The organism is Melioribacteraceae bacterium (genome assembly GCA_035362835.1).
Lineage (GTDB): Bacteria > Bacteroidota > Ignavibacteria > Ignavibacteriales > Melioribacteraceae > DSXH01.
Map to the genome: position 1 here is coordinate 79,388 of DAOSDY010000004.1, position 26,917 is coordinate 106,304.

36 protein-coding genes and 1 tRNA gene are annotated in these 26,917 nt (G+C 39.5%); all 37 read left to right on the forward strand.

Annotation, left to right across the window (positions count from 1 at the left end; translation table 11 throughout):
• Positions 1-3 precede the first annotated feature (3 nt).
• The 37 genes from rplJ (at position 4) to rpsD (ending at position 26,916) form a co-directional block, all read left to right on the forward strand.
• Complete coding sequence (gene rplJ, locus PLZ15_13305; GenBank protein HOI30722.1) at positions 4-525, forward strand: 50S ribosomal protein L10; 522 nt, start codon at positions 4-6, stop codon at positions 523-525.
• Positions 526-563: 38 nt separating this feature from the next.
• Entirely contained in the window at positions 564-944 is a 381-nt protein-coding gene (rplL, locus tag PLZ15_13310; GenBank protein ID HOI30723.1) for a 50S ribosomal protein L7/L12, read from the forward strand.
• Positions 945-1,063: 119 nt separating this feature from the next.
• Positions 1,064-4,843, forward strand: a complete 3,780-nt coding sequence (gene rpoB, locus PLZ15_13315; protein ID HOI30724.1) for a DNA-directed RNA polymerase subunit beta — start codon at positions 1,064-1,066, stop codon at positions 4,841-4,843.
• A gap of 43 nt (positions 4,844-4,886) precedes the next feature.
• A complete protein-coding gene (gene rpoC, locus PLZ15_13320; GenBank protein HOI30725.1) occupies positions 4,887-9,128 on the forward strand; it encodes a DNA-directed RNA polymerase subunit beta' in 4,242 nt (1,413 codons plus the stop codon).
• A gap of 106 nt (positions 9,129-9,234) precedes the next feature.
• A complete protein-coding gene (gene rpsL, locus PLZ15_13325) occupies positions 9,235-9,612 on the forward strand; it encodes a 30S ribosomal protein S12 (protein ID HOI30726.1) in 378 nt (125 codons plus the stop codon).
• A gap of 2 nt (positions 9,613-9,614) precedes the next feature.
• A complete protein-coding gene (rpsG, locus tag PLZ15_13330; GenBank protein ID HOI30727.1) occupies positions 9,615-10,082 on the forward strand; it encodes a 30S ribosomal protein S7 in 468 nt (155 codons plus the stop codon).
• A 20-nt stretch (positions 10,083-10,102) separates the two neighbouring features.
• Positions 10,103-12,205 carry an elongation factor G gene (fusA, locus tag PLZ15_13335; protein ID HOI30728.1) on the forward strand — a complete coding sequence of 701 codons (2,103 nt, stop codon included), beginning with the start codon at positions 10,103-10,105 and terminating at the stop codon, positions 12,203-12,205.
• A 56-nt stretch (positions 12,206-12,261) separates the two neighbouring features.
• Complete coding sequence (tuf, locus tag PLZ15_13340; GenBank protein ID HOI30729.1) at positions 12,262-13,467, forward strand: elongation factor Tu; 1,206 nt, start codon at positions 12,262-12,264, stop codon at positions 13,465-13,467.
• Positions 13,468-13,535: 68 nt separating this feature from the next.
• On the forward strand, positions 13,536-13,844 hold the full coding sequence (gene rpsJ / locus PLZ15_13345) for a 30S ribosomal protein S10 (GenBank protein ID HOI30730.1): 309 nt from the start codon (positions 13,536-13,538) through the stop codon (positions 13,842-13,844).
• Positions 13,845-13,852: 8 nt separating this feature from the next.
• A complete protein-coding gene (gene rplC / locus PLZ15_13350) occupies positions 13,853-14,473 on the forward strand; it encodes a 50S ribosomal protein L3 (protein HOI30731.1) in 621 nt (206 codons plus the stop codon).
• An 11-nt stretch (positions 14,474-14,484) separates the two neighbouring features.
• Complete coding sequence (gene rplD, locus PLZ15_13355) at positions 14,485-15,111, forward strand: 50S ribosomal protein L4 (protein ID HOI30732.1); 627 nt, start codon at positions 14,485-14,487, stop codon at positions 15,109-15,111.
• Between the two features lie 12 nt (positions 15,112-15,123).
• Complete coding sequence (rplW, locus tag PLZ15_13360; protein HOI30733.1) at positions 15,124-15,420, forward strand: 50S ribosomal protein L23; 297 nt, start codon at positions 15,124-15,126, stop codon at positions 15,418-15,420.
• 26 nt (positions 15,421-15,446) lie between these two features.
• On the forward strand, positions 15,447-16,271 hold the full coding sequence (rplB, locus tag PLZ15_13365; protein HOI30734.1) for a 50S ribosomal protein L2: 825 nt from the start codon (positions 15,447-15,449) through the stop codon (positions 16,269-16,271).
• 13 nt (positions 16,272-16,284) lie between these two features.
• Positions 16,285-16,572, forward strand: coding sequence for a 30S ribosomal protein S19 (gene rpsS / locus PLZ15_13370; protein HOI30735.1), 288 nt, complete (start codon positions 16,285-16,287; stop codon positions 16,570-16,572).
• A gap of 31 nt (positions 16,573-16,603) precedes the next feature.
• On the forward strand, positions 16,604-16,948 hold the full coding sequence (gene rplV / locus PLZ15_13375; GenBank protein HOI30736.1) for a 50S ribosomal protein L22: 345 nt from the start codon (positions 16,604-16,606) through the stop codon (positions 16,946-16,948).
• 15 nt (positions 16,949-16,963) lie between these two features.
• Complete coding sequence (rpsC, locus tag PLZ15_13380; protein ID HOI30737.1) at positions 16,964-17,605, forward strand: 30S ribosomal protein S3; 642 nt, start codon at positions 16,964-16,966, stop codon at positions 17,603-17,605.
• 35 nt (positions 17,606-17,640) lie between these two features.
• Positions 17,641-18,060: a 50S ribosomal protein L16 gene (gene rplP / locus PLZ15_13385; protein ID HOI30738.1), complete on the forward strand. Its 420-nt coding sequence runs from the start codon at positions 17,641-17,643 to the stop codon at positions 18,058-18,060.
• 15 nt (positions 18,061-18,075) lie between these two features.
• Positions 18,076-18,294 carry a 50S ribosomal protein L29 gene (rpmC, locus tag PLZ15_13390; GenBank protein HOI30739.1) on the forward strand — a complete coding sequence of 73 codons (219 nt, stop codon included), beginning with the start codon at positions 18,076-18,078 and terminating at the stop codon, positions 18,292-18,294.
• Between the two features lie 17 nt (positions 18,295-18,311).
• Entirely contained in the window at positions 18,312-18,569 is a 258-nt protein-coding gene (rpsQ, locus tag PLZ15_13395; GenBank protein ID HOI30740.1) for a 30S ribosomal protein S17, read from the forward strand.
• Between the two features lie 41 nt (positions 18,570-18,610).
• On the forward strand, positions 18,611-18,979 hold the full coding sequence (gene rplN, locus PLZ15_13400) for a 50S ribosomal protein L14 (protein HOI30741.1): 369 nt from the start codon (positions 18,611-18,613) through the stop codon (positions 18,977-18,979).
• 13 nt (positions 18,980-18,992) lie between these two features.
• Entirely contained in the window at positions 18,993-19,319 is a 327-nt protein-coding gene (gene rplX / locus PLZ15_13405) for a 50S ribosomal protein L24 (GenBank protein ID HOI30742.1), read from the forward strand.
• A gap of 121 nt (positions 19,320-19,440) precedes the next feature.
• The gene (rplE, locus tag PLZ15_13410; protein ID HOI30743.1) at positions 19,441-19,995 is read left to right on the forward strand and encodes a 50S ribosomal protein L5; all 555 of its coding nucleotides are present in this window, start codon (positions 19,441-19,443) and stop codon (positions 19,993-19,995) included.
• 10 nt (positions 19,996-20,005) lie between these two features.
• Positions 20,006-20,275 (forward strand): 30S ribosomal protein S14, encoded by a 270-nt coding sequence (rpsN, locus tag PLZ15_13415; GenBank protein ID HOI30744.1) that lies wholly within the window; start codon positions 20,006-20,008, stop codon positions 20,273-20,275.
• Positions 20,276-20,292: 17 nt separating this feature from the next.
• Complete coding sequence (rpsH, locus tag PLZ15_13420) at positions 20,293-20,688, forward strand: 30S ribosomal protein S8 (GenBank protein HOI30745.1); 396 nt, start codon at positions 20,293-20,295, stop codon at positions 20,686-20,688.
• A 28-nt stretch (positions 20,689-20,716) separates the two neighbouring features.
• A complete protein-coding gene (gene rplF / locus PLZ15_13425; protein ID HOI30746.1) occupies positions 20,717-21,253 on the forward strand; it encodes a 50S ribosomal protein L6 in 537 nt (178 codons plus the stop codon).
• A 17-nt stretch (positions 21,254-21,270) separates the two neighbouring features.
• A complete protein-coding gene (gene rplR, locus PLZ15_13430) occupies positions 21,271-21,636 on the forward strand; it encodes a 50S ribosomal protein L18 (GenBank protein HOI30747.1) in 366 nt (121 codons plus the stop codon).
• Between the two features lie 23 nt (positions 21,637-21,659).
• Positions 21,660-21,730: transfer RNA gene (locus PLZ15_13435), tRNA-Gln, on the forward strand.
• A 45-nt stretch (positions 21,731-21,775) separates the two neighbouring features.
• Positions 21,776-22,288, forward strand: a complete 513-nt coding sequence (gene rpsE / locus PLZ15_13440; protein HOI30748.1) for a 30S ribosomal protein S5 — start codon at positions 21,776-21,778, stop codon at positions 22,286-22,288.
• Positions 22,289-22,299: 11 nt separating this feature from the next.
• Positions 22,300-22,488: a 50S ribosomal protein L30 gene (gene rpmD / locus PLZ15_13445; GenBank protein ID HOI30749.1), complete on the forward strand. Its 189-nt coding sequence runs from the start codon at positions 22,300-22,302 to the stop codon at positions 22,486-22,488.
• Between the two features lie 8 nt (positions 22,489-22,496).
• A complete protein-coding gene (rplO, locus tag PLZ15_13450) occupies positions 22,497-22,961 on the forward strand; it encodes a 50S ribosomal protein L15 (GenBank protein HOI30750.1) in 465 nt (154 codons plus the stop codon).
• On the forward strand, positions 22,961-24,298 hold the full coding sequence (secY, locus tag PLZ15_13455; protein HOI30751.1) for a preprotein translocase subunit SecY: 1,338 nt from the start codon (positions 22,961-22,963) through the stop codon (positions 24,296-24,298). Before rplO ends, secY begins: the two co-directional genes overlap by 1 nt.
• A 24-nt stretch (positions 24,299-24,322) precedes the next feature.
• Entirely contained in the window at positions 24,323-25,084 is a 762-nt protein-coding gene (map, locus tag PLZ15_13460; protein ID HOI30752.1) for a type I methionyl aminopeptidase, read from the forward strand.
• 3 nt (positions 25,085-25,087) lie between these two features.
• Positions 25,088-25,306 (forward strand): translation initiation factor IF-1, encoded by a 219-nt coding sequence (gene infA, locus PLZ15_13465; GenBank protein ID HOI30753.1) that lies wholly within the window; start codon positions 25,088-25,090, stop codon positions 25,304-25,306.
• A gap of 41 nt (positions 25,307-25,347) precedes the next feature.
• Positions 25,348-25,461, forward strand: a complete 114-nt coding sequence (gene rpmJ / locus PLZ15_13470) for a 50S ribosomal protein L36 (protein HOI30754.1) — start codon at positions 25,348-25,350, stop codon at positions 25,459-25,461.
• Positions 25,462-25,479: 18 nt separating this feature from the next.
• Entirely contained in the window at positions 25,480-25,863 is a 384-nt protein-coding gene (rpsM, locus tag PLZ15_13475; GenBank protein ID HOI30755.1) for a 30S ribosomal protein S13, read from the forward strand.
• A gap of 22 nt (positions 25,864-25,885) precedes the next feature.
• Positions 25,886-26,272 (forward strand): 30S ribosomal protein S11, encoded by a 387-nt coding sequence (rpsK, locus tag PLZ15_13480; protein HOI30756.1) that lies wholly within the window; start codon positions 25,886-25,888, stop codon positions 26,270-26,272.
• Between the two features lie 17 nt (positions 26,273-26,289).
• On the forward strand, positions 26,290-26,916 hold the full coding sequence (rpsD, locus tag PLZ15_13485; protein HOI30757.1) for a 30S ribosomal protein S4: 627 nt from the start codon (positions 26,290-26,292) through the stop codon (positions 26,914-26,916).
• Position 26,917: the final 1 nt, after the last annotated feature.

Sequence of the window (26,917 nt, forward strand, 5' to 3'; positions counted from 1 at the left end):
ACGATGAAAAAAACAGAAAAAGTAGAGATCGTTGAAAAGATTAAAGAACTGGTAAACAATTCTTCCGGAATGTTTCTTGTTGATTATCGCGGCGTGTCCGTTGAGGATATCAATAAGCTTCGTGCAAACTTCCGTAAAGAAGGTGTTACCTATAAAGTCTTTAAAAATACTCTTTTCAAAAAAGCCCTTGAACAGATCGGGGGTTTCGAAAAATTTAATTCGCAGCTTGTCGGTATGATTGGTGTCGCATTTGCCGGGGAGAATTTTGTTGCCCCTGCAAAAATCATTAAGAAATATTTCGACGATACCAAGAAATTTAGTTTCAAAGGCTGCTATATCGATACCGCTTATTACGGTGCTGACCAGTTAGACACTATTGCTTCGATGCCTACCAAAGAGGAAATCATTGCGGGTATCATCGGAAGTGTTGCTTCGCCGGCTACCGGAATTGTTGGTGCTATTAATGCGGTTATACGTGATCTTGTCAGTGTTATTGATGAGGTCGGTAAAAAGAAAGCTGCATAAAGTTTAAGAAATAATTTAATTAGTTAAGGAGAATAAAAATGTCGGAAAAAATTGCTGAAATTGTAGAAAAAATTAAAGCTCTCACATTAGTTGAAGCTGCTGAATTAAAGAAAGCATTAGAAGATGAATTTGGTGTTACTGCTGCTGCACCGATGATGATGGCCGGTGCCCCTGCTGCAGGTGCTGCTGCTGCTCCTGTAGAAGAACAAACCGAATTCGATGTTATTCTTCAGGCTGCCGGTGCTACTAAGATCAATGTCATTAAAGTTGTTCGTGCTCATACCGGTCTCGGACTTAAAGAAGCTAAAGATTTAGTTGATGGCGCTCCTCAGAAAGTTAAAGAAGCTATCTCTAAAGATGAAGCTGAAAAAATTAAGAAAGAACTGGAAGAAGCTGGAGCTACCGTTCAGGTTAAGTAATTGGCACAAATGCCGATTCTTAATAAAAATTGAAGTGGTAAGATGAGAAAAACCGTCTTACCACTTTCTTTCATTATATAAAATGAAAGAAAGCCTACTTAAAACATTGGAGGTTTGGTTTGGAAAAATCAAAAATTAACAAAAGTAACGGACGTATTACTTTTTCTTCTATTACTTCAGCTCTTAAAGTTCCGGATCTTTTGAATATTCAATTGGAATCCTTTGAGGATTTTATTCAGCTCAAAGTCCAGCCGTCCGAAAGGGAATACAAAGGTTTGCAGGGTGTGTTTAATCAGAACTTTCCCATTCTCGACAATAAAGAATTTTATCGATTAGATTTTATCGAATATTATATCGAGAAGCCCCGCTTTTCGATTGCAGAATGTGAAGAAAGAGGCCTTACATATTCGGCACCATTAAAAGCAAAACTACGACTTTCTACAAAGGATGATGAAACAGGTGAATATGTAAATACTGTTGAACAGGAAGTCTATCTCGGAAATCTTCCGTTTATGACTATGCGCGGTACGTTTATTATTAATGGGGCTGAAAGAGTTATTGTAAGCCAGTTGCACCGTTCTCCCGGTGTAGCTTTTGCCCAGACACTCCATCCCAATGGAACACCGATCTATTCGGCTAGAATTATCCCTTTCCGCGGTTCTTGGGTTGAATTTGCAACAGATATTAATAATGTCCTTTACGTTTATATAGATCGAAGGAAAAAATTTCCTTCCACAACACTGCTTCGTGCTCTTGGATACGAAAACGATGAACAGATTTTGAGTCTGTTCGATCTCATCGAGGAAGTAACTTCTAAACAGCTTAATGTTGATAAACATTCAGGCAGGATTGTTGCTAACGATGTAATCGATCATCAGACAGGTGAGATTTATGCTTCCAAGGATACCGAACTTAATGAAGAAATTATTCTTAGCATAAAAGGATCCTCGGTTCAGAAGATTCAACTCTTAAGCTCCGAAACTACTCTTGAGCAGGATCTTATTATCAATACACTGAAAAAAGATACTTCTAAAACTAAAGAAGAAGCCTTATACGCAATCTATCGCCAGCTCCGTTCCGGTGAAGCTCCGGATGTTGATACAGCAGTTGGTTTGATTGATAAATTATTCTTTAATGAAAAGAGATACGATCTTGGTGATGTCGGCCGTTTTAGAATGAATGACAAACTTGGACTCAATGTTGACGAAAAGATTAGAGTTCTTACCGTCGAGGATATAATTGCTATCATGAAGAACATTATCAAACTTAAGGTTGGTAATGTTAGTGTCGACGATATCGATCATCTTGGCAATAGAAGAGTTAGAACTGTCGGCGAACAGCTAATGCAGCAGTATAATGTTGGACTTGCAAGAATGGCGCGTACTATAAAAGAAAGAATGAATATGCGCGACAACGAAAATATGCAGCCTCAGGATTTAGTTAATGCTAGAACAATCAGCAGCGTAATAAACGCTTTCTTCGGTACCAACCAGTTATCCCAGTTTATGGATCAGACTAATCCGCTTTCTGAGCTGACACATAAAAGAAGAGTCTCTGCATTAGGACCTGGCGGTCTTACCCGTGAAAGAGCCGGTTTCGAAGTTCGTGACGTTCACCATTCGCACTATGGAAGACTCTGTCCTATTGAGACGCCAGAAGGTCCGAACATCGGATTAATTTCGTCTCTTACAATTTATACACGTGTAAATCATTACGGATTTTTAGAAACACCTTATCGTAAAGTAAAAGAAGGAAAAGTCTCCGGAAGTATCGATTATTTGAGTGCTGATCAGGAGGATGAATTCATAATTGCTCAGGCAAATGCTCCGCTCGATGAACAGAATCGGTTCGTATTAGATAGAGTGAAATCAAGATTGAAAGGGGAATTCCCGGTTATACCTCCGGGCGAAGTCCATTACATGGATGTCGCCCCTGCTCAAATTGTAAGTGCCGCTGCTGCACTTATTCCGTTCCTTGAACATGACGATGCGAACAGAGCACTCATGGGTTCGAACATGCAGCGTCAGGCGGTTCCTCTGCTGGTTCCGAAAGCTCCAATTGTTGGAACCGGAATGGAACAGAAAATTGCCAGAGACAGTAGGTCAATTATTGTCGCTGAAGATAGTGGTGTTGTTGAATATGCGGATTCCCGTCGCATTGTTGTTAAATATGAAGTGGACGAAAATACTTCCGAATCACTAGTTAGTTTTGACGATGAAAGAAGAGTTGAAAACTCTCTCACAAAATTCTCCGGCACCAACCAGGAAACTTGCTTTACACAAAAACCTGCTGTTGTCACTGGTCAGAAAATTAAAAAAGGTGATGTACTTGCTGATGGACCGGCAATTGAAAATGGTGAGCTGGCACTCGGAAGAAACGTATCTGTCGCATTCATGCCTTGGAGAGGATATAACTTTGAAGATGCTATTGTGTTAAGTGAAAGACTCGTGGCGGATGACGTATTTACTTCGATTCACATAGAAGAGTTTGAACTTCAGGTAAGGGAAACCAAACGAGGTGAAGAGGAATTAACAAGGGATATTCCTAATGTTAGTGAAGAAGCTACAAAAGACCTGGATGAAAATGGAATTGTCCGAGAAGGCGCTGAGGTTAAAGAAGGTGATATTCTGATCGGGAAAATAACTCCCAAAGGTGAAACAGATCCTACTCCCGAAGAAAAACTTCTCAAGGCTATATTCGGGGATAAAGCTGGTGATGTCAAAGATGCATCTCTGAAAGCACCTCCCGGATTGAAAGGAACAGTAATTAAAACTCGCTTGTTCAGCAGGAAAAAGAAAGATGCTGAAGCTAAGAAATTGGAAAAGAAACAGCTCGATCAGCTTGAGGCAACATTTAAGAAGATCAGAGAAGATCATTATTCCAAATTAGTTAAAAAATTGACTAGGATTACAGAAGGTAAAACAACTACCGGTATCCGTGATCTGGATGGGTCGGTTGTCTTAAGAAGCGGTACTTCTATAAAAGAATCAACATTCCTTGATATCGAAGATATTACTAAACTTGATTATACAAAGGACTGGTTCGAACGGAAGAATCCGAATGAACTGATTAAACAGCTCTACTCAAATTATTTTACAATCCTTGCAGATATAGAAGAAGATTATAAACGCGAAAAACTGAAAATACAAAGCGGAGATGAATTACCTCCGGGTATTACTCAGCTTGCTAAAGTCTATGTTGCCAAGAAAAGAAAAGTTTCTGTCGGCGATAAAATGGCCGGACGTCATGGTAATAAAGGTGTTGTTGCCAAAGTTGTTCCGGTTGAAGATATGCCTTACCATGAAGACGGTACTCCAGTTGATATAGTTCTTAATCCGCTTGGTGTGCCTTCACGTATGAACCTCGGCCAGCTCTATGAAACAGCCCTCGGATGGGTTGGTCAGAAACTCGGCGTTAAATTTGAAACTCCGATTTTTGACGGCGCAACTGTAAAAGATGTTGAAGGTTGGCTCGAAAAGGCTCAACTCGCTGATGGAAGTAAAACCTGGTTGTATGATGGAAGATCCGGTGAGAAATTCCACCAGAAAGTTACAACCGGATATATCTATATGATGAAACTCGGTCACATGGTTGACGATAAAATACATGCTCGTTCTATCGGGCCATATTCATTAATTACTCAACAACCTCTTGGCGGAAAAGCTCAGTTCGGTGGTCAGAGATTTGGTGAAATGGAAGTTTGGGCTCTTGAAGGCTATGGCGCTGCTCACGTATTGCAGGAAATTCTGACTGTGAAAAGCGATGACGTCTCCGGAAGAGCTAAAACTTACGAGGCAATTGTTAAAGGCGAGAATATTCCCGAACCGAATATTCCTGAAGCATTTAACGTTATGATAAAAGAATTACAGGGCCTTGGCCTTGATATTAAAATTAATTAGTCAACCGTAAGATCTGTCACCGACAGATTTTTAGGAGAAAATTATGAGATTCAAAACACAAGAAACAAAACTGAAGCAGATTGAAAAAATTACAATTAGTCTTGCCAGTCCGGATGATATCCTCTCCAGGTCTCATGGTGAAGTAACAAAACCCGAGACTATTAATTATAGATCATTCAGGCCTGAAAAAGATGGTTTGTTCTGCGAAAAAATATTCGGCCCGGTTAAAGATTGGGAATGTGCCTGCGGTAAATATAAAGGTATTAGGTATAAAGGAATTGTTTGCGACCGCTGCGGTGTTGAAGTTACTCTGAAAAGCGTTCGAAGAGAAAGAATGGGTCACATCTCTCTCGCCGTGCCGGTTGTTCATATCTGGTTCTTCAAAGCATTACCTTCAAAGATTGGTAATATTATCGGCATGACCACAAAAGAACTGGAAAAGATAGTTTATTATGAATCTTATGTTGTCATTAATCCCGGTCCAACCGGATTGAATAGAAAAGATCTTATTTCGGAAGATCAGTATTATGAAATTGTTTCTTCGCTGCCTCATGATAATGATGCTCTCGAAGATGATGATCCTAAAAAATTCCTTGCAAAAATCGGTGGAGATGCCGTTAAAGAGCTTCTCAAGCAGACCGAAATTGAATTGACTTTCCAGGAATTAAAAGCTCAATTAGCTGTTGAAACTTCACAGCAGAAAAGAAGCGATATTCTTAAAAGATTAAGAGTGCTTGAAGCTTTCAGAGAATATGAAGGTAAAGTTCCTAATAAACCTGAATGGATGGTGCTGAGCGTTATTCCGGTTATTCCTCCTGAACTTAGACCTCTCGTACCGCTCGAAGGCGGACGTTTTGCAACCAGCGATCTTAACGATCTTTACAGACGTGTCATTATTCGTAATAATCGTCTTAAAAGATTGATCGATATTAAAGCTCCCGAAGTAATTCTTCGTAATGAAAAAAGAATGCTTCAGGAAGCTGTTGACGCTCTATTCGATAATTCGCGTAGAGCAAGCGCAGTTAGAAGTGATGGTAACCGTCCCCTTAAATCTCTTAGCGATATGCTTAAAGGTAAACAGGGTAGATTCCGTCAGAACCTTTTAGGAAAACGTGTCGACTATTCCGGCCGTTCTGTAATTGTTGTTGGGCCTGAGCTTAAGCTTCATCAGTGCGGATTGCCCAAAGATATGGCCGTTGAATTATTCAAACCGTTTATTATACGCAAGTTAATTGAAAGAGGTCATTTTAAAACAGTTAAAAGTGCTCGTAAAGCAGTGGATAGAAAAGATGCTCTCATCTGGGAAATTTTAGATAAATTGATAGACGGACATCCAGTAATGTTGAACCGTGCACCTACTTTGCATCGTCTTGGTATTCAGGCATTCCAGCCGATATTAATCGACGGTAAAGCAATTCAGTTGCATCCGATGGTTTGTACGGCGTTTAATGCGGATTTTGATGGCGATCAGATGGCTGTTCATGTGCCTCTTTCTTATGAAGCGCAGTTGGAAGCTTCTATTCTTATGCTTAGCAGTCATAATATCCTTTCGCCTCAGAACGGAGGACCTATTGTTGTTCCTACCCAGGATATTGTTCTTGGATGTTATTACCTGACTAAGGTTAAAGCAGGTGCCAGAGGTGAAGGTAAGTTCTTCAGCAGTATGCACGAAGTTATTATTGCCTATAATTCAAAAGCTGTTGACCTTCATGCCAAAATAAAAGTAAAGGTGAATGGCGAATTGATTGAAACTACAGTTGGACGTGTAATCTTCAATCAGATTGTTCCTAAAGATTATGGCTTTATTAATGAATTGCTTGTAAAGAAAATTTTCAGCGGTCTTATTTATAAAATGTTTATGAAACTCGGCAACGAAGTAACTGCTAAGTTTCTTGATGATGTAAAGGATCTTGGATATCGTTATGCAACTGCTGCTGGGCTCTCTATCAGTTTCAGTGATATGATTATTCCAGACGAAAAAGTGAAATTGATCGAGGACTCTAATAAGAAAGTAAATGGAATTCTTAATGAACACGAACAGGGTCTTATTACAGACGCTGAAAGATATAACAAAATAATTGACGTTTGGACGTTCACTACTAACAACGTTGCAAAATCCCTGATGGATCGCTTGAAGACTGATCAGGGTGGGTTTAATTCGCTTCATATGATGGTTGATTCCGGTGCACGTGGTTCGCAGGAACAGGTTCGCCAGCTTGCTGGTATGCGCGGTCTCATGCAGAAACCTCAGAAAAGTCTTACCGGGCAATCGGGCGAAATTATTGAAAATCCAATCGTTGCTAACTTTAAAGAAGGTTTATCTGTTCTAGAATACTTCATCTCAACTCACGGTGCGCGTAAAGGTCTTGCCGATACGGCTCTTAAGACAGCTGACGCCGGTTACCTCACAAGAAGATTGTGCGACGTTGCACAGGATGTGATTGTGTCTGAACTGGATTGCGGTACTATCCGTGGTATTTATATTACTGCGTTAAAAGATGTTGAACAGGAAAGAGAGCCTCTCGCAGAACGAATTACAGGACGTACTGCTCAGGAAGACGTTTATGATCCCCGCTCGGATGAACTTATAATTGAAGCTGGTGAATTGATTACTGAAGAAATTGCAGAGAAGATTGACGAAGCTTACATCGATCAGGTATATATACGTACAGTTCTAACCTGCGAATCTAAAAGAGGTGTCTGTTCCAAATGTTATGGTAGAAATCTCACAACCGGCCAGCTCGTTGAGAATGGTGAGGCGGTCGGTATTATTGCTGCTCAGTCAATTGGTGAACCTGGTACCCAGCTTACTCTTCGTACTTTCCACTTCGGCGGTACATCATCTCGTATTGCAAGCCAGTCTCAGGTTGAAACAAACGTATCCGGTACTGTGAAATTCGATAAGATTACTCTCGTTGAGAAAGTTGATGCGTTTGGAAAAGTTAAAGTGGTTATCGGACGTAGAGGTGGTATGGGCATTTATGACGAGGATGATCGCCAGATTAAACGTTTTGAAATTCCATACGGTGCCGAATTAATGGTTGAGGATAAACAGAAAGTTGTTAAGGGTCAGCCTCTTTATAATCACGATCCTTATAACTCTGTTATAGTTTCGGACCTCGGCGGTAAAGTCTCTTTTATTGATCTTGTTGATAATGTAACCTTCCAGCAGGTCGCAGATGAACAGACAGGACACGTTCAGAAAGTAGTTATTGAATCCAAGGATAAGAACCTGACTCCAAGTATTTCAATCAAGGATTCTAAAGGAAATGAAAAGGTATTTAATATCCCTACCAGAGCGTATCTGGCAGCCGAAGAAGGTGAAGAGATTCAGGCAGGTACTATCCTGGCCAAAATATCAAAAGCGACTGCAAAGACTCGTGACATTACCGGTGGTTTGCCAAGAGTAACTGAATTGTTTGAAGCAAGAAGCCCGCATGATCCTGCAATTGTTTCCGAAATTGAAGGACGTGTGAAATTCGGTGCTCGCAAAAAAGGATCCCGGGAAATTATTGTTGAGTCGTTCGATGGTTCGATTCAGAAAGTATATGCAGTCCCTTATGGCAAGCATATTTTAGTTCAGGAAAATGACGAAATACCTGCTGGCGAAAAAATTACTGACGGACCTATGGATCCTCATGATATTGTTAAAATTAAAGGTACTAATGCCGTTCAGGAGTATCTGGTTAATGAAATACAGGATGTTTACCGCTTACAAGGTGTGAAAATCAATGATAAGCATATTGAGGTTATCGTTCGACAAATGCTTCAAAAACTCCAGATTATTTCTGCTGGCGATACCAATTTCATCGAAGAAGACCTTGTAGATCGTAACCGGCTACTGGATGAAAATGAAAGAATTGAAAATATGGTTGTCCTGTTGGATGCCGGCCAATCGAAATTCAAAGCTGGCCAGTTGATTACTCGTGCCAAATTCAGAGAAATTAATGCTGAGCTTACGCGTAAAGGTAAAAAAACCATGAAAGCCAGGGATGCTGAACCTGCTACATTCGATAATGTTCTTTTAGGAATTACTCACGCGGCCCTATCAACCGAAAGCTTTATTTCGGCTGCATCTTTCCAGGAAACAACTAAGGTTCTCACGAATGCTGCTACTGAAGCTAAGGTGGATACACTGAACGGATTGAAGGAAAATGTTGTTATGGGTCACCTGATCCCGGCTGGAACTGGGCTTAAAAAGTATAAGAATATTCTCCTGACATCGGAGGAAGTTGAAACTAATATTCCAAAAATTGAGGAAGTTGAAGAGAAAGAAACTGTCTAGTCGATTTTTGAAAATAATTAAACCGGTATTCTTGACAATTGAAACGAATATCAATAAATTTGAAGTCTGAATTTTTATCAGAAAGAAATAATTTCGGAGGAAATACGTGCCAACGATAAATCAGTTGGTTAGAAAAGGTAGAGTAGTAGTTACTTCAAAGAATAAAGCACCTGCTTTAGATGCTTGCCCGCAGAAAAGAGGTGTTTGTACTAGAGTTTATACAACTACTCCAAAGAAACCTAACTCTGCACTTAGAAAAGTTGCAAGAGTTAGATTAACTAATCATATTGAGGTTACTGCTTATATCCCTGGTGAAGGGCATAATCTCCAGGAACACTCTATTGTCCTTATTAGAGGTGGAAGAGTTAAAGACCTTCCTGGCGTTAGATATCATATTATTAGAGGTACGCTCGATACTGGTGGAGTAGAAGATAGAAAAAAAGGAAGATCTAAGTACGGAACTAAAAAACCAAAAGCTAAATAATTATGAGAAAGAAAAGAGCAGAAAAAAGATATCTTAAACCGGATCCAAAGTTTAATGAGATTCTGGTTTCCAAATTGATAAATTATCTTACCTGGCATGGTAAAAAATCTACCACTAGAAGCATGGTTTACGATAGCTTTTCTTTGATTGAACAGAAAACTAAAAAACCTGCTATGGAAGTTTTCAAAAAGGCAATCCAGAATGTTCAGCCGCTTGTTGAGGTTAGAAGCCGTCGTGTTGGCGGTGCAACATATCAGGTACCGATGGAAGTGCGTCCTGAAAGACGAACTGCGTTGGCTTTACGTTGGATCAGAGTTTATTCAAGAGAAAGAAAAGATAAATCGATGGCTGCAAAACTTGCTGCGGAATTAATGGCTGCTGCAAATGGTGAAGGTAACTCAGTTAAAAAGAAAGATGATACTCATAGAATGGCAGAAGCAAACAAAGCTTTTGCCCACTTTAAATGGTAGGAAGGAGTTTTTAGTAATAGATGTCTAATAAACGTGTAGATATTGCAAAAGTAAGAAATATTGGTATTATGGCCCATATCGATGCCGGTAAAACTACTACTACCGAACGCATTCTCTATTATACCGGCAAATTGCACAGAATGGGCGAAGTACATGATGGCGCGGCTACAATGGATTGGATGGAACAGGAAAAAGAAAGAGGTATTACAATTACTAGTGCTGCTACCACTACTTCCTGGAGAGATCATCAAATTAATATCATTGATACTCCTGGACATGTGGATTTTACCGTTGAAGTCGAACGCTCACTAAGAGTTCTGGACGGAGCTATCGCTCTCTTCTGTGCCGTGGGTGGTGTCGAACCTCAGTCTGAAACCGTTTGGCGTCAGGCTGATAAATATGGTGTTCCAAGAATTGCTTTCGTAAATAAAATGGATCGGGTTGGTGCTGATTTTTATAATGCTGTTAGTATGATGAAAGAAAAATTAGGCGCTAATGCTGTCCCGATTACTCTTCCTGTTGGCGATGGAGAATTATTTACCGGCTTTATTGATCTTATGTCAATGAAAGCTCGAATGTTTCATGACGATACTATGGGAACTACTTTCGAAGATGTTGATATCCCATCGGATCTTTTACCGACTGCCCAGAAATTTCGTACTCAGATGCTTGAAGCTGTATCCGATGTTGATGATACTTTGTTGGAAAAATATCTCGAAGGAAAAGAAATATCCGAAGAAGAGATTAGACCGGTTTTAAGAGCAGCTACTATTCAACTTAAAATTATTCCGGTTTTGTGTGGCTCTTCATTCAAAAATAAAGGGGTTCAGAAATTGTTGGATGCCGTAGTCGATTTCCTTCCTTCGCCTGCTGACCTTGGAAATTTGGTTGCGCATCATGTTCATAAAAATGATCACGTTGAAAGAAAGATGGATCCTAGTGAAAAATTCGCTGCTCTCGCCTTCAAAATTATGACGGATCCTTACGTTGGTAAGTTGACTTTTATAAGAGTCTATAGCGGTGTCCTGAAAGCCGGATCTTACGTTCTTAATTCAGTGAGCGATAAAAAAGAAAGAGTTGGACGCGTTCTTCAGATGCACGCCAATCATCGCGAGGATATGGATGAAATTAGATCTGGTGATATAGCTGCAATTGTTGGTCTTAAATATACAAGAACCGGTGATACTTTATGTACTGAAGAGGATGCTATTATTTTAGAAAGAATGGCTTTCCCTGAACCGGTAATCCAGATTGCTATTGAACCGAAAACAAAAGCTGATCAGGATAAATTATCGGAATCGCTTGCTAAACTTAGTGATGAAGACCCGACTTTTAAGGTGAAGGTTGATGATGAAACAGGGCAAACTTTGATTAGCGGAATGGGCGAACTTCATCTCGAAATCCTCGTTGATAGAATGAAACGCGAATTTAAAGTCGAAGCTAATGTTGGCAAACCTCAAGTAGCGTATAGAGAAACAATTACTAAAAGTGTTCAGGCCGAAGGTAAGTTTGTTAAACAAACCGGCGGACGTGGAAAATACGGTCACGTTTGGCTTGAACTTTCACCGAATGAACCTGGTAAAGGTTTCGAATTTGAAAATGCGATTGTTGGCGGCTCGGTTCCAAAAGAATATATTAATCCTATTGTAAATGGTTTACACGATGCTATGCGGAATGGCGTCTTAGCCGGATTCCCTGTTGTGGATGTTAAAGTTAAATTATTTGATGGTTCATACCACGATGTCGATTCAGACGAAATCTCTTTTAAAGTTGCTGCTTCTATTGGTTTTAAAAATGGTGCCCTGAAAGCAAATCCGATTTTGTTGGAACCGATGATGAGTGTCGAGGTTATTACTCCTGAAGAGTATCTTGGCGATGTTATGGGAGATCTGAATTCAAGAAGAGGAAAAATAGAAGGCTTTAATTCAAGAAAAGACGCTCAGGTTATTAAAGCGTTGGTCCCTCTTGCTCAAATGTTTGGCTATGCGACAACTTTGCGTTCTATGACTCAGGGTAGAGCCATTTATTCAATGCAGTTTTCACACTACTCTGAAGTACCGAAATCGGTTGCTGAAGAAATTACTGAAAAATCGCAGTCTGGTAAAGTATCTAAATCAGCTTAAGTAAATAATGTTTTCAAAATTAAATAAGAAATAAAAACAATAAGGAGAGTAACTCGATGGCAAAAGAAAAATTTGATCGTAGTAAACCTCACGTCAATATCGGTACGATCGGACACGTAGACCATGGCAAAACTACTCTTACTGCAGCCATCACCATGGCATTAGCTTTAAAAGGTCTTTCACAAATTAGAACTTTCGATAGTATTGATAATGCTCCTGAAGAAAGAGAAAGAGGTATTACAATTGCTACTGCTCACGTTGAATATTCAACTGAGAATAGACATTATGCTCACGTTGACTGTCCTGGTCACGCTGACTATGTTAAAAACATGATTACAGGTGCTGCTCAGATGGACGGCGCTATTTTAGTAGTTGCTGCTACCGACGGCCCTATGCCTCAGACAAGAGAACACATTCTTCTTGCCCGCCAGGTAGGTGTGCCAAGAATCGTTGTTTTCTTGAATAAAGTTGATATGATGGATGATCCTGAATTGATCGACCTCGTTGAAATGGAATTAAGAGAATTGCTTACTAAATATGAATTCCCTGGTAATGATATTCCGATTATCCGTGGTTCTGCATTAAAAGCTCTCGAAGCTGGTTCTTCTAATGCTCCTACTACAGACGAAAGATATAACTGTATCTGGGAACTCATGAAAGCCGTTGATGAATATGTTCCGGTTCCGCAGCGTGATGCTGATAAACCTTTCTTGATGCCTGTTGAAGACGTATTCTCTATTACCGGTCGCGGTACTGTTGCTACTGGTAGAGTTGAAAGAGGTACTCTTAAATTGAACGAAGAAGTTGAACTTATCGGTCTCGGTATCCATAAGAAAACCGTTGTTACCGGTATCGAAATGTTCCGTAAAGAATTAGACTCCGCTATGGCTGGCGATAACGCCGGACTTTTACTTCGCGGTGTAGACAAAACTGAAATTGAAAGAGGAATGGTTCTTGCAAAAACCGGTTCTATTACTCCTCATAAGAAATTTGAAGGCAAAGTTTATATCCTTTCAAAAGAAGAAGGCGGACGTCATACCCCGTTCTTCAACGGATATAGACCGCAGTTCTACTTCAGAACAACCGACGTTACCGGTATTGCTACTTTACCCGAAGGTACCGAAATGGTTATGCCTGGCGATAACGTTCAGCTTAAGATTGATCTTATCTCTGAAATCGCTATGGAAGAAGGTCTCAAATTCGCTATCCGCGAAGGCGGCAGAACTGTTGGTGCTGGTTTCGTAACTAAGATTATTGAATAGTAATAAAATTGAATAGGGGAAAGTAAATACTTTCCCCTTACTATGTCTGAACAAGGAGATTATTAAAAGTGCCCGGTCAAAAAATTAGAATTAAGCTTAAGTCGTACGATCATATTTTGATTGATAAATCAACTGAAAAAATTATTAAAACCGTGAAAAGTACCGGAGCTGTTGTTTCCGGACCTATTCCTCTTCCAACACGAAGAACGGTCTTCACTGTTTTAAGATCTCCTCACGTTGATAAAAAATCCAGAGAACAATTTGAGATAAGGGCTCATAAAAGAATTATTGATATCCACAACTCTAATAATAAAACTGTTGACGCTCTGAGCAAATTGGAAATACCTGCTGGCGTCGATATTGAGATTAAGTTATAGGAAAAAAAATGCCTGGTCTGTTAGCAAAAAAATTAGGAATGACTAATATATACTCCGAAGACGGTCAAATTATTCCGGTTACTATTCTAGAAGCCGGCCCTTGCAAAGTCTATTCGGTTAAAACTAAGGATAAAGACGGTTACTCTTCTATTCAATTGGGTTTCGGTGAAAAGAAAGAGAAAAAAGTTAGTAAACCTCAGGTTGCCGTTTTCAAAAAACTCGGATTCCCGGCTCCTATGCATCTTAAGGAATTCAGAAACTTCGAAGCTGATCAGTTCAAAGTCGGTGATGATGTTAAAGCCGATCTTTTTCAGGTCGGTGATAAAGTAAAGGTTTCTGGTAAGAGCAAAGGAAAAGGCTTCCAGGGTGTTATTAAAAGACATGGATTCGGCGGTGTTGGCGGCGCTACTCACGGTCAAAGCGACCGAGTAAGAGCTCCCGGTTCAATCGGAGCGAGCTCATATCCTTCAAGAGTTTTTAAAGGTCAGAGAATGGCCGGTAGAAAAGGATATGAAAATGTAACCACCAGAAATCTTAAAGTTGTTAAAATTCTTGTTGATAAAAATATTATAATGGTTAAAGGAGCGGTTCCAGGCTCTGTAAATTCAATTGTTGAAATAAATAAATAGTGTTATTGAAAATGAAATTAGAAGTCCTTAAAACTGACGGTACAAAATCTGGCGAGAAAGTAGAACTCTCCAAAGATATTTTTGAAATAGAACCTAATGATCACGTCCTTTATCTGGCCGTTAAAGCTTTTCTTGCTAATCAGAGACAGGGTACTCATAAAGCTAAAGAAAAACACGAGGTTAGTGGCGGTGGTAAAAAACCCTGGAGACAAAAAGGCCGTGGTGGTGCAAGAGCTGGATCTTCAAGATCACCTCTCTGGGTTGGAGGCGGATCTATTTTTGGCCCTAAACCGAGAGATTATAGGCAGAAACTGAATAAAAAAGTTGTCTCGCTTGCAAGAAAATCTGCTCTATCCTATAAAGCTAAAGCAAATCAGATTGTTGTTGTTGAGGATTTTAATTTCGACAGTCCGAAGACTAAAGAATTCTCGAAAATTCTGAACTCGTTGCAGCTTAAAGGTAAAAAAACTTTGCTGCTTACGAACGGTACATTGGAAAACGTCTACAAATCTGGCAGAAATATCGATCGTGTAAATATACTTGAAGCAAATAAAGCTTCGGCCTACGATCTGCTTAATAATCAGATCCTTGTTTTACAGAAAAGCGCAGTTAACCTTTTAGAAAGTACATTTAATTAATACGGTTAGAAAATGAAAAGTATTTTAATTCGGCCTTTAATTACTGAAAAAATGACGGGTATTAGCGAGAAGCATCCTAATAAATACGGCTTTGTTGTCTCCGTTGATGCAAATAAAATTCAGATTGCTAAAGCGCTTAAAGAAAAATTTAATGTTGATGCTGTCTCTGTTAATACTATCCTCTATAAAGGGAAAGAAAGAACTCAGTTTACTAAAAGAGGCCGCTTTACAGGAAGAACACCGAAATTTAAAAAAGCTATTGTTACACTTAAAGAAGGTCAAACCATCGACATCTTCGGTCAGGCTTAAGACCGAATGTTTTGGAGCGGAATTAAATGGCAATTAGAAAATTAAAACCAAATACACCTGGTACGAGATTTATGAGTATCTCATCTTTCAATGAGATTACTAAAACTTCTCCTGAAAAATCTTTAACTGTTGCTCTAAAGAAATCCGGCGGCAGAAATAATCTTGGAAGAGTTACTTCGCGTCATAGAGGCGGCGGGCATAAAAGAAGATATCGTATTATCGACTTTAAAAGAGATAAAAAAGGAGTACCCGCAAAAGTATTTTCTATTGAGTACGATCCTAACAGGACTTCAAGAATTGCACTGCTTAATTACGTTGACGGCGATAAAAGATATATCCTCGCCCCAGATGGTCTTAAAGTTGGCGATTCTGTTATGTCTGGACCCGGTTCAGAAATTAAAGTGGGTAATGCTCTTCCGTTGAAAGAAATTCCTCTCGGAAGCTTTGTTCACAATGTTGAAATGAAACCCGGTAAAGGCGGACAGCTCGGAAGATCTGCAGGAACCTCCTTACAGCTAATGGCTCGCGAAGGAAAATTTGCTCAGCTTAAAATGCCTTCAGGCGAAGTTCGATTGGTTAGTGTTGATTGTATGGCAACTTATGGAACGGTTGGCAATTCGGACCACGAAAATATCAGTCTCGGTAAAGCTGGTAGAAGCCGCTGGCTCGGAAAAAGACCTCACGTAAGAGGCGTTGCAATGAATCCCGTTGATCACCCGATGGGTGGTGGCGAAGGAAAAACTTCTGGCGGCGGACATCCTGTTTCACCTTGGGGACAGAAAGCCAAAGGCTTGAAAACTAGAAAGAAAAAGAATCCAACTAATAAACTTATTATTAAGAGAAGAAAATAATTTAGAGTAGGATATGCCAAGATCAGTTAAAAAAGGTCCTTTTATTAGTGTTAAACTACTGGAAAAAGTTAGAAAACTTAACGAGACTAATCAGAAAAAAATAATTAAAACCTGGTCTCGTGCAAGTACTATCTCTCCGGAATTTGTAGGACATACAATTGCAGTTCATAATGGAAATAAAATGATTCCCGTTTATATTTCTGAAAATATGGTCGGTCATAAACTAGGCGAGTTTGCACCAACCCGTATCTTCAGAGGTCATCCGGGTACTAAAGCAGAAAAAGCATCTAAAGTAAAGTGATGCCACTGGCATAAAATTGAGGAAATAAGTAATGGAAGCTAAAGCGACACACAAATATATCGGATCATCGCCAAGAAAGATGAGATTGGTTATCGATTTGATTAGAGGAAAATCTGTTGATCAGGCAATTGAGATTCTTCACTTTTCTCCTAAGCACTCTTCGAAACCGGCCGAAAAAGTATTGAGATCTGCTGTTTCGAATCTTATGAATAAAGATGAAGGCTCTAAAAAAGAAGTATCCGACCTGTTTGTTAAAGAAGCGTTCGTTAATCAGGGTCCTACTTTGAAAAGGATCTCCGCTGCTCCTATGGGCAGAGCTTATAGAATTAGAAAAAGATCTAATCATTTAACTATTGTTGTTGCAACAAAAAAGTAATCTCAGGAGGAAGTTTTGGGTCAGAAGACTAATCCAATCGGTTTAAGAGTTGGAGTTATTAAAGGATGGGAATCGAACTGGTACGAAAACAAAAGTTACGCACCTAAACTCATCGAAGACAAAAAATTAAGAACCTATGTTCGTAAAAGATTGCAGAATGCCGGAATCTCTTCTATCAAGATCGATAGAACCTCCAAAAACATTATTCTTACTATTCATACTTCCAGACCCGGAGTTGTAATCGGTAAGAGCGGTAAAGAGATTGCTCAGATCGAAGAGGAATTGAAAAAATTAACCGATAAGGAAGTGAAAATCCAGATCACTGAAATTAAAAGACCCGAACTGGATGCCTATCTTGTTGCCGAGAATATTGCTAAGCAGATTGAAGGAAGAATCTCTTTTAGAAGAGCAATGAAATCTGCTATTACCTCCGCAATGAGAATGGGAGCCGAAGGTATAAGAGTAATGTGTGCCGGCAGATTGGGCGGCGCTGAAATGGCACGTACCGAACAGTATAAGGAAGGCAGAATTCCGCTCCATACTCTCAGAGCTGATATCGATTACGCTCACGGTAGAGCTGAAACTATTTATGGTTCTATCGGAATTAAAGTCTGGATCTGCCGCGGTGAAATTTTAGGAAGACGTTCAACCGAATAAAGTTATAGCAAAAAAAAGTTTTAGGAGTTTTTCTCATGTTAATGCCAAAAAGAGTTAAGTATCGTAAAGCACATAGAGGTAGAAGAACAGGTAAAGCTACACGCGGTCACCTGGTTAACTTCGGCGATTATGGTCTCAAAGCTATGGAACCGGCCTGGATTACAAGCCGTCAGATCGAAGCTTGCCGTGTTGCTCTCTCCAGACAGATGAAGAGAGACGGTAAAGTCTGGATCAGAATATTCCCTGATAAACCGGTAACTAAAAAACCTCTCGAAACTAGAATGGGTAAAGGTAAAGGCGCTCCTGAATTCTGGGTTGCTGTTGTTCTGCCAGGAAGAATTATGTTCGAGGTTGGCGGTGTTGATAAAAAAACTGCGCATGAAGCATTGACAGTTGCAGCTCATAAACTCCCTATTAAAACTAAAATTACTCAGAGACCGGATTTAGAATCATAAAAGGATTTTGTAAAAATGAAGATCTATGAAATAAGAGAAATGTCCACAGACGAAATAAGAAAGAGAATTCTCGAAGAACAATCTAATCTTGTTGATTTGAGATTTCAGCATGAATTGAAAAATCTTACTAACACTGCTAAACTGCAATTGGTTAAAAAAGATATTGCAAAAATGAAAACCGTTCTTAAAGAACGCGAATTGCAGGAAGCTAAAAACTCAAAGACTAAACAATAAGGAGCATTTGTTTTTCGATGGAGACAAGAAATACTAGAAAAGTTAGAATCGGTTCGGTAGTTAGCAATAAAATGAAGAAGAGCATAATTGTGGCTATTGAAAGACGTGTGGCTCATCCGATTTATAAAAAATATTTCAAGAAGACCACAAAGTTGATGGCGCATGACGAAAATAATGAATGTAAACCTGGCGATGTTGTCAAAATTATGGAAATACGGCCAATGAGCAAAAGAAAAAAATGGCGTCTTGTTGAAATAGTTGAAAAAGCCAAATAGTGCTTTACTTAATACAAAGTTTGATTGGGAGTTTATAAAAAATGGTTCAAGAAGAAACAAATTTAGTGGTTGCGGATAATTCGGGTGCTAAAAAAGTTCGATGTATTCGCGTGTTGGGCGGTTCTAATCGCCGCTATGCTAGCCTCGGCGATGTAATTGTTGTTAGCGTTAAATCCGCTATTCCGGGCGGCGGTGTTAAAAAAGGAGAAGTCTCCAGAGCGGTTATTGTAAGAACTAAAAAAGAAGTTAGAAGAAACGACGGATCTTATATCCGGTTCGATGAAAATGCTGCTGTTCTTCTCAATGCCCAGGGCGAACCGAGAGGCACACGTATCTTCGGACCTGTTGCAAGAGAATTGCGCGATAAAAAATTTATGAAAATTATCTCTCTGGCTCCAGAGGTTCTCTAAGAGGATTGTCAATATGAAAATTAGAAAAAATGATTCTGTAATTGTTATCTCCGGCAACTCCAAAGGTAAAACCGGTAAAGTTCTGAAAGTCTTTCCTGCCGAAAACCGTGTTATTATCGAAGGCGTTAATTTGCGTAAGAGACATACTAAAGCTAATCAGAAGAATCCGCAGGGCGGCATTATAGAAAAAGAAGCTCCTATTAATGTCTCCAATGTTATGCTTCTTGATCCTAAAACTAATGAACCGACGAAAATTGGTACTAAAATAATTATAGACGATAAAACAGGTAAAAAGAAAAGCGCTCGATTAAGCAAAGTTAGCGGCGAAATGATCGCATAATAAATTTTAAGGACTCATAATCACGATGGCAAAGCAAAAAGAACAAAAAGAACAGACGGCTCAATCACCTAAAAAAGGGAAAACTGCTGAAGAACCGAAAACTAAAGTGGTTGAAGAAAAAATTCCGGCACGATTAAAAGAAAAATATATTAAAGAGATCGTTCCTAAATTAAAAGAACAGTTCGGCTATAAAAGTATTATGCAGGTCCCCAAGATCGAAAAAATTGTTCTTAATATGGGTGTGGGACAGGCAGTTCAGGATCCGAAAATTCTTGACGAAGCCGTTAAAGATCTCGAAACCATTACAGGCCAGAAAGTTTCGGTCCGTATTGCTAAAAAAGCTATATCAAACTTCAAACTCCGCGAGAATATGAAGATTGGTGCTAAAGTTACTTTGAGACAGGAAAGAATGTATGAATTCCTCGATCGCTTGATTACAATCGCGCTTCCGAGAGTACGCGACTTTAGAGGCGTTCCTGATAAATCTTTCGACGGAAGAGGAAATTACACTTTGGGAATTAAAGAGCAGATCATTTTCCCCGAAATCAATGTGGACAAGGTTACTAAAGTTCTCGGAATGGATGTTACATTCGTTACAACGGCAAAATCCGATAAAGAAGCTTTCGAACTTTTAAGCGCGTTCGGTATGCCGTTCAGAAAAAAGGAAATTAATTAGAAGGAAAATTATGGCCAGAAAAAGTTTATTAGCTCGTGAAATTAAAAAGCGTAAACTCTATACTAAGTATGTCGAGAAAAGAAAAGAGTTGAAGGAAAACGGCGATTACGAGGCTCTTCAGTCTCTTCCCAGAAACTCTGCTTTAACTCGTCAGCATAATAGATGCTTAATTAGCGGTAGACCAAGAGGCTTTTATAGAAAATTTGGTGTATCACGTTTAGTTTTAAGAGAAATGGCTTTACGCGGTGAAATACCGGGCGTAAAGAAATCAAGTTGGTAATAAGAGGAGAATATTAAATGCCGGCAACCGATCCGATTGCAGATTTTTTAACAAGAATTAGAAATGCAGTTAAAGCCAAGAAGAAATTTGTCGAAATCCCTTCTTCTAAAACGAAGGTTAACTTGGCCGAAATACTGAAATCAAACAAATTCATCAAAGACTATAATGTTCTTGAAGATAATAAACAGAATATCTTAAGAGTCCACCTCCAGTACTTAAACGGTGTCTCGTCTATTTCCGGTATGAAAAGAATCAGCACTCCAGGCCTTCATACTTACGTCGGGAAAGATGAAATACCAAGAGTATTGAATGGATTGGGAATTGCGATAATTTCTACTCCAAAAGGATTATTAACAGATAAACAAGCTAAAAAAGAAGCGGTAGGCGGCGAAGTTATCTGCCACGTTTGGTAATCATTAAAAGTTTGAACGAGGTTAAAAAGTGTCACGAATAGGTAAAAAACCGATTTCAATTAAAGGCGTTACAGTTACTAAAACTGACGGACAGTTGAAAGTAAAAGGAAAACTTGGCGAACTTTCTATGAATGTTCATCCCAACATTAATGTGGAAGTTACTAAGGAGGAAATTATTGTTACACGTCCCGACGATTCTAAAGAAAATAGATCTTTGCACGGACTTACAAGGGCTTTGATTAATAATATGATCAAAGGTGTTTCCGAAGGTTATCTGAAATCTCTCGATATTGTCGGTGTCGGTTATAAAGCCGAATCGAAAGGTGAAGCTGTTCTTTTCAGTCTCGGTTATTCTCACCCGATCTATTTTATCCCTCCGCAGGGTATTAAGATCGATATTCCTGCTCCTACTCAGGTTAAAATCTCCGGAACCGATAAAGAATTAGTAGGACTTATAGCGGCTAAAATCAGATCGTTCAAGAAACCTGAACCGTATAAAGGTAAAGGCGTTAAATATTCCAACGAAATTATTATTAGAAAAGCTGGTAAGACAGCTGGTAAATAATTAGGAGATCGGACAAAATGTTTTTAAAGGATAATCAAAAAAGAATCAGAAAAAAGGTAAGAGTCAGACAAAAAGTTTCTGGAACTGCAGAACGTCCGAGATTAACTGTTTTCATCAGCTTGAATCATATCTATGCTCAGTTGATTGATGATACTAAAAGCTCTACAATTGTTTCGGCTTCAACCAGGGTTAAAGATTTAGCAGAAGAATTGAAGAATACAAAAACAAGAGTTTCTAAAAGTAAATTAGTTGGTAAGCTGATTGCAAAACGAGCGGCAGAAAAAGGAATTAATACTGTTGTGTTCGATAGAAGCGGTTATACTTATCACGGTAGAGTAAAAGCAGTTGCCGACGGTGCTCGCGAAGGCGGTTTGAAATTTTAAGATCCGTTTAAGGGTTTAGTTCTTGCCGGGTCGTCTAATGGCAGGACAGCGGCCTTTGGAGCCGTATGTGGAGGTTCGAATCCTCCCCCGGCAGCAGAAAAAATATTAAATAAGAAATGGTTGAACAGAGGAGTTAAAATTGAATTTCAAGTACAAAAAAGTATCTGGACTCGAAAATCTCAAAGAGAAAATTGTTCATATTAATAGAGTTGCTAAGGTTGTTAAGGGCGGTAGAAGGTTCAGCTTTAATGCTATTGTTGTTGTGGGTGATGGCAATGGTCATGTTGGAGTTGGACTTGGTAAAGCCAACGAAGTAACCGATGCAATCTCTAAAGGTATCGACGATGCTAAAAAGAATGTTTACAAAGTATCGGTCGTTAAAGGAACTGTTCCGCATCCGATTATCGGCAAGTTCGGTGCAGGTCAGGTTCTCTTAAAACCGGCTACTCCCGGTACCGGCCTTATTGCCGGCGGTGGTGTCCGTGCGGTCCTCGAAGCTGCCGGAGTTCAGGATATACTTACAAAATCTCTCGGCTCTTCAAATCCGCATAATCAGGTCAAAGCTACCTTGAATGCTTTACTTAATTTAGTTGATGCAAGAACAATGGCTCATAAACGCGGAATTAAAGTTACCGAGCTTTTCAATCTGTAATAGAGGATTAAATGGCTAAGAAATTAAAAATTACACAGACTAGAAGTATTATCGACCGTCCTAAGACTCAAAAGCTTACAATCGAAGCTCTCGGTCTTAGCAGGCCGAATTATTCAGTAATTCATAACGATACTCCTCAGATTAGAGGTATGGTTAGAAAAGTAGCTCATCTTGTTAAAGTAGAAGAAATTGAAGCGTAAGGTGATAAATGAATATTCTAAGTAATCTTAAACCTGCTAAAGGTTCTAATAAAAAAAATAAAAGAATTGGACGAGGAGAAGGATCCGGTCACGGCGGAACTGCAACACGCGGTATGAACGGTCAGCGTTCGCGCTCGGGTGCAAAATACAGAGCATGGTTCGAAGGCGGCCAGATGCCTCTTCAGAGACGTGTTCCCAAAAGAGGTTTTCATTCCCCGTTCAAAGTTGTTTACCAGGTTGTTAATCTTAGTAAACTTCAAAAACTGGTTGACGAGAAAAAAATTGAAGATGGAATTGTAAACGCTGTTTCTTTGTATAAATGTCGTGCAATTTCAAAAGCACTTGCACCGTACAAAATTCTTGGTGTTGGTGAACTTAAAGCAAAATTGAATATTGAAGCTCATGCTTTTTCGGCTTCAGCTAAAGAAAAAATTGAATCACTTGGCGGAACTATCAAAGAGATTAAAGCTTAATGGCTACTATTCAAGAAACATTCCGAAATATCTTTAAAATTAATGAGTTAAGGCAGAGAATCCTCTACACTGTAGCATTGCTGGTTATCGTTAGAATCGGTTCCCATATTACTTTACCAGGTATTGATTCTTATCTGTTAACCTCTGCTATGGCAAACCAGACTTCAGATAATCTCTTCGGTCTTTACGATCTGTTTGTAGGAGGTGCTTTCTCCAACGCTGCTATCTTTGCGCTAGGAATTATGCCTTATATCTCCGCATCAATTATTCTGCAGATTGCCGGTGCGGTTGTTCCTTATATCCAGAAACTTCAGCGTGAAGGAGAAGAAGGAAGAAAAAAAATTAATCAGTGGACCCGGTACGGTACCGTAATAATCTCTGCTTTCCAGGCCTGGGGCGTAACAATCCAGCTTCTTAATCTTCAGTATAATAATGCAGCAATCGTGCCCGATGCAGTAAGAGGTTTTGCATGGCAGGCTTCTACAATTGTTCTTCTGGTAGCAGGCACAATGTTCATTATGTGGATGGGTGAGCAGATAACTGAAAAAGGAATTGGAAACGGAATCTCCTTAATCATCTTCATCGGAATTATTAACCGCTTCCCGTTTGCAATACTTGATGAATACAGGCTTATTGCCGCCGGTCAGCGTAACCTGGTTATCGAAATCGTGATAATTGCATTCATGGTGCTTGTTATCGCAGGTGTTATTCTGGTTACTCAGGGAACAAGGCGAATCCCCGTACAATATGCCAAACGTGTGGTCGGCCGGAAAGTTTACGGCGGAGTTACTCAGTATATCCCTCTGCGCGTTAATACTGCCGGAGTAATGCCTATTATCTTTGCACAATCGATTATGTTTATTCCGAGTACATTGTTTTCGTTTTTCCCTAATAATGAATTTATTGGTACAATAGCCCAGTATTTTAATTATCAATCGTTTACCTATGCGTTTATATATGCTGTAATGATCATTTTCTTTACATATTTCTATACTGCAATCGCTTTCAATCCTCAGGATGTTGCCGAGAATATGAAAAAACAGGGCGGCTTTATTCCAGGTATCCGTCCCGGTAAACAAACATCTGAATTTATTGATAATATTTTAACGAAGATTACTCTGCCCGGATCTTTCTTCCTGGCAATCGTTGCAATTCTTCCTACGTTTGTATCCAAGTTCGGAGTCTCCGGAAGTTTTGCTTCTTTCTTCGGCGGTACAAGTTTGTTGATTATTGTTGGCGTTGCACTCGATACTCTCCAGCAGATTGAATCGCATCTGCTGATGAGACATTACGACGGCTTTATGAAGTCAGGTAAATTAAAAGGAAGAAAATTTTAAAAGTTTTATAGAAGACAGCTGGTTGTGGTATTAATCAAAACAAAAAAAGAGATTGATTACATTAAAGAAAGCTGTCTTATTGTTGCTGAAGTTTTACAATTAATGAAGCGTTACGCCAAACCTGGTGTAACTACAATTGAACTGGATAAAATTGCTGAAGATTATATCCTCAGCAATAATGGAAGACCGGCTTTCAAAGGTTATTCGCAGGCAGGTTCTTTCGATTTTCCGGGTTCTATTTGTTCTTCAATTGATGATGAGGTCGTTCACGGAATTCCCGGGAACAGAATTCTTAAAGAAGGGGAAATCCTTTCGGTAGATGTCGGCGTTGAGAAAAATAATTTCTACGGCGATGCGGCTCTTACAGTGCCTATCGGAAGTATCTCCGCTGAAAAACAGAGACTGGTCGATTCAACCGAAAAATCGCTTTACCTCGGTATTGAACAGGCTGTTCCGGGTAATAGAATTGGCGATGTTGCTTATGCAATACAGTCGAAAGTCGAATCGGATGGCTTTTCTGTTGTAAGAGATCTTTGCGGTCACGGTGTTGGTAAGTTTCTTCACGAGGATCCACAGATTCCCAACTATGGTCGTAAAGGAACCGGAACTCTGCTTAAGAACGGAATGACCGTTGCAATTGAACCGATGATCAACCTGGGTACTTATAAAGTAACGGTGGATCAGGACGGTTGGACAGTTCGCACAGCGGATGGATTACCATCGGCTCATTTTGAACATACAATTGCAATCATAGATGGTAAACCAGAAATATTAACTAAGTGCTGATAAATGGCAAAACAAGGACCAATAAAAGTAGACGGAACTGTAACGGAAACTCTTCCTAATGCTCATTTCAAAGTCCGTCTCGATAACGGTCACGAAATCCTTGCCCATATTTCGGGCAAAATGAGAATGCACTTTATTAAAATTCTGGTGGGTGATAAGGTAGCTATCGAACTTTCACCTTACGATCTGAATAAAGGTAGAATAACATATAGATATAAATAACAAAGTCGATTGCTTATCGGCTCTCTGACGGAGGAAAAGAGATGAAGGTTAGAGCATCTGTAAAAAAATTATGCGAGCATTGCAAAATTATAAAGCGAAAGGGAGTAGTACGAGTAATTTGCAAAAACCCTAAACATAAACAAAGACAAGGTTAAAACCAGGAGGAATAAGATTTGGCTCGTATTGCAGGTATTGACTTACCAAAACAAAAAAAGGCATTTATCGGATTAACATATATTTACGGCGTAGGCCGTTCAACTGCCATGACTATTTTGACTAAGGCAAATGTTAATCCTGAAAAGAAAATCAGTGATTTGACCGAGGAGGAAGTTGCAAAAATCCGTTCGGTTATGACTGCAGATTTTAAAGTGGAAGGCGCTCTCAGAAGTGAAGTCCAGCAGAATATTAAAAGATTGATGGATATCGGTTCATATCGCGGCCTGCGTCATAGAAGAGGATTACCGGTAAGAGGTCAAAGAACAAGAACTAACTCAAGAACCCGTAAAGGTAAACGTAAAACTGTTGCCGGCAAGAAAAAAACACCGGCTAAGAAGTAATAAATAATTTCAAGGAGTCAAATTGGCTAAAGTAGTTAAAAAGACTAAAAAGAAAGTCCATGTCGATGCCGTTGGTGTTGCTCGTATTAAAGCATCATTCAATAACGTGATCTGCACTATTACCGATATTTATGGTAATACTATCTCATGGTCGTCAGCTGGAAAAAACGGATTTAAAGGTTCCAGAAAGAATACTCCGTTCGCTGCCCAGGTTACTGCCGAAGCAGCAGCTAAAGAAGCTTATGATCTCGGATTGAGAAAAATCGATGTTTTTGTTAAAGGACCGGGTTCCGGAAGAGAAGCTGCTATTAGAGCTCTGAGCGTTGCCGGCCTGGAGATTCTATCCATTAAAGACAGTACACCAATTCCACATAACGGCTGCAGACCGCCAAAACGCAGAAGAGTTTAAGAAGGAGAAATAATTAGATGGCAAGATACACTGGTTCAAGTTGCAAACTGTGCAGAAGAGAAAAACAAAAATTGTTCCTTAAAGGATCGAAATGTTATTCCGAAAAATGTCCGCTCGAAAAAAGAAACTATGCACCCGGTCAGCACGGTTTAACCCGCAGAGCAAAATTCTCTGAATACGGCGTTCAGCTCCGCGAAAAACAGAAAGTAAAAAGAATATATGGATTGCAGGAAACTCAATTCCATAACTACTTTGAAAAGGCTTCCAGACAGAAAGGTATAACAGGCTCTAATCTTATCAAACTTCTCGAGAGAAGATTGGATAACGTTGTATTCCGTCTCGGATTTGCACCTTCAAGAAAATCAGCGCGTCAGCTTGTCCTTCACAGACATTTTATGGTCAACGGTCACCTGGTCGATATTCCTTCTTTCCTCCTTGCCCCCGGCGATGTCGTTACCGTAAAGGAAAAAAGTAAAAAGCTCGACGCTATACATAATTCATTGAGAAGAACAAAAGATAGTGTTTATGGCTGGCTTTCAATTGATAAAGCTACTCTTTCGGGTACTTTCCTTAATATTCCTGAAAGGGAGGATGTTCCGCTGCAGGCCAACGAACAGTTAATCGTTGAATTATATTCTAAGTAAT

Coding starts and splice junctions, on each gene's coding strand:
- rplJ (HOI30722.1), top strand. CDS start 4: ATGAAAAAAACAGAAAAAGTAGAGATCGTTGAAAAGATTAAAGAACTG.
- rplL (HOI30723.1), top strand. CDS start 564: ATGTCGGAAAAAATTGCTGAAATTGTAGAAAAAATTAAAGCTCTCACA.
- rpoC (HOI30725.1), top strand. CDS start 4,887: ATGAGATTCAAAACACAAGAAACAAAACTGAAGCAGATTGAAAAAATT.
- rpsG (HOI30727.1), top strand. CDS start 9,615: ATGAGAAAGAAAAGAGCAGAAAAAAGATATCTTAAACCGGATCCAAAG.
- fusA (HOI30728.1), top strand. CDS start 10,103: ATGTCTAATAAACGTGTAGATATTGCAAAAGTAAGAAATATTGGTATT.
- tuf (HOI30729.1), top strand. CDS start 12,262: ATGGCAAAAGAAAAATTTGATCGTAGTAAACCTCACGTCAATATCGGT.
- rplC (HOI30731.1), top strand. CDS start 13,853: ATGCCTGGTCTGTTAGCAAAAAAATTAGGAATGACTAATATATACTCC.
- rplD (HOI30732.1), top strand. CDS start 14,485: ATGAAATTAGAAGTCCTTAAAACTGACGGTACAAAATCTGGCGAGAAA.
- rplW (HOI30733.1), top strand. CDS start 15,124: ATGAAAAGTATTTTAATTCGGCCTTTAATTACTGAAAAAATGACGGGT.
- rplB (HOI30734.1), top strand. CDS start 15,447: ATGGCAATTAGAAAATTAAAACCAAATACACCTGGTACGAGATTTATG.
- rpsS (HOI30735.1), top strand. CDS start 16,285: ATGCCAAGATCAGTTAAAAAAGGTCCTTTTATTAGTGTTAAACTACTG.
- rplV (HOI30736.1), top strand. CDS start 16,604: ATGGAAGCTAAAGCGACACACAAATATATCGGATCATCGCCAAGAAAG.
- rplP (HOI30738.1), top strand. CDS start 17,641: ATGTTAATGCCAAAAAGAGTTAAGTATCGTAAAGCACATAGAGGTAGA.
- rpmC (HOI30739.1), top strand. CDS start 18,076: ATGAAGATCTATGAAATAAGAGAAATGTCCACAGACGAAATAAGAAAG.
- rpsQ (HOI30740.1), top strand. CDS start 18,312: ATGGAGACAAGAAATACTAGAAAAGTTAGAATCGGTTCGGTAGTTAGC.
- rplN (HOI30741.1), top strand. CDS start 18,611: ATGGTTCAAGAAGAAACAAATTTAGTGGTTGCGGATAATTCGGGTGCT.
- rplX (HOI30742.1), top strand. CDS start 18,993: ATGAAAATTAGAAAAAATGATTCTGTAATTGTTATCTCCGGCAACTCC.
- rpsN (HOI30744.1), top strand. CDS start 20,006: ATGGCCAGAAAAAGTTTATTAGCTCGTGAAATTAAAAAGCGTAAACTC.
- rpsH (HOI30745.1), top strand. CDS start 20,293: ATGCCGGCAACCGATCCGATTGCAGATTTTTTAACAAGAATTAGAAAT.
- rplR (HOI30747.1), top strand. CDS start 21,271: ATGTTTTTAAAGGATAATCAAAAAAGAATCAGAAAAAAGGTAAGAGTC.
- rpmD (HOI30749.1), top strand. CDS start 22,300: ATGGCTAAGAAATTAAAAATTACACAGACTAGAAGTATTATCGACCGT.
- rplO (HOI30750.1), top strand. CDS start 22,497: ATGAATATTCTAAGTAATCTTAAACCTGCTAAAGGTTCTAATAAAAAA.
- secY (HOI30751.1), top strand. CDS start 22,961: ATGGCTACTATTCAAGAAACATTCCGAAATATCTTTAAAATTAATGAG.
- infA (HOI30753.1), top strand. CDS start 25,088: ATGGCAAAACAAGGACCAATAAAAGTAGACGGAACTGTAACGGAAACT.
- rpmJ (HOI30754.1), top strand. CDS start 25,348: ATGAAGGTTAGAGCATCTGTAAAAAAATTATGCGAGCATTGCAAAATT.
- rpsD (HOI30757.1), top strand. CDS start 26,290: ATGGCAAGATACACTGGTTCAAGTTGCAAACTGTGCAGAAGAGAAAAA.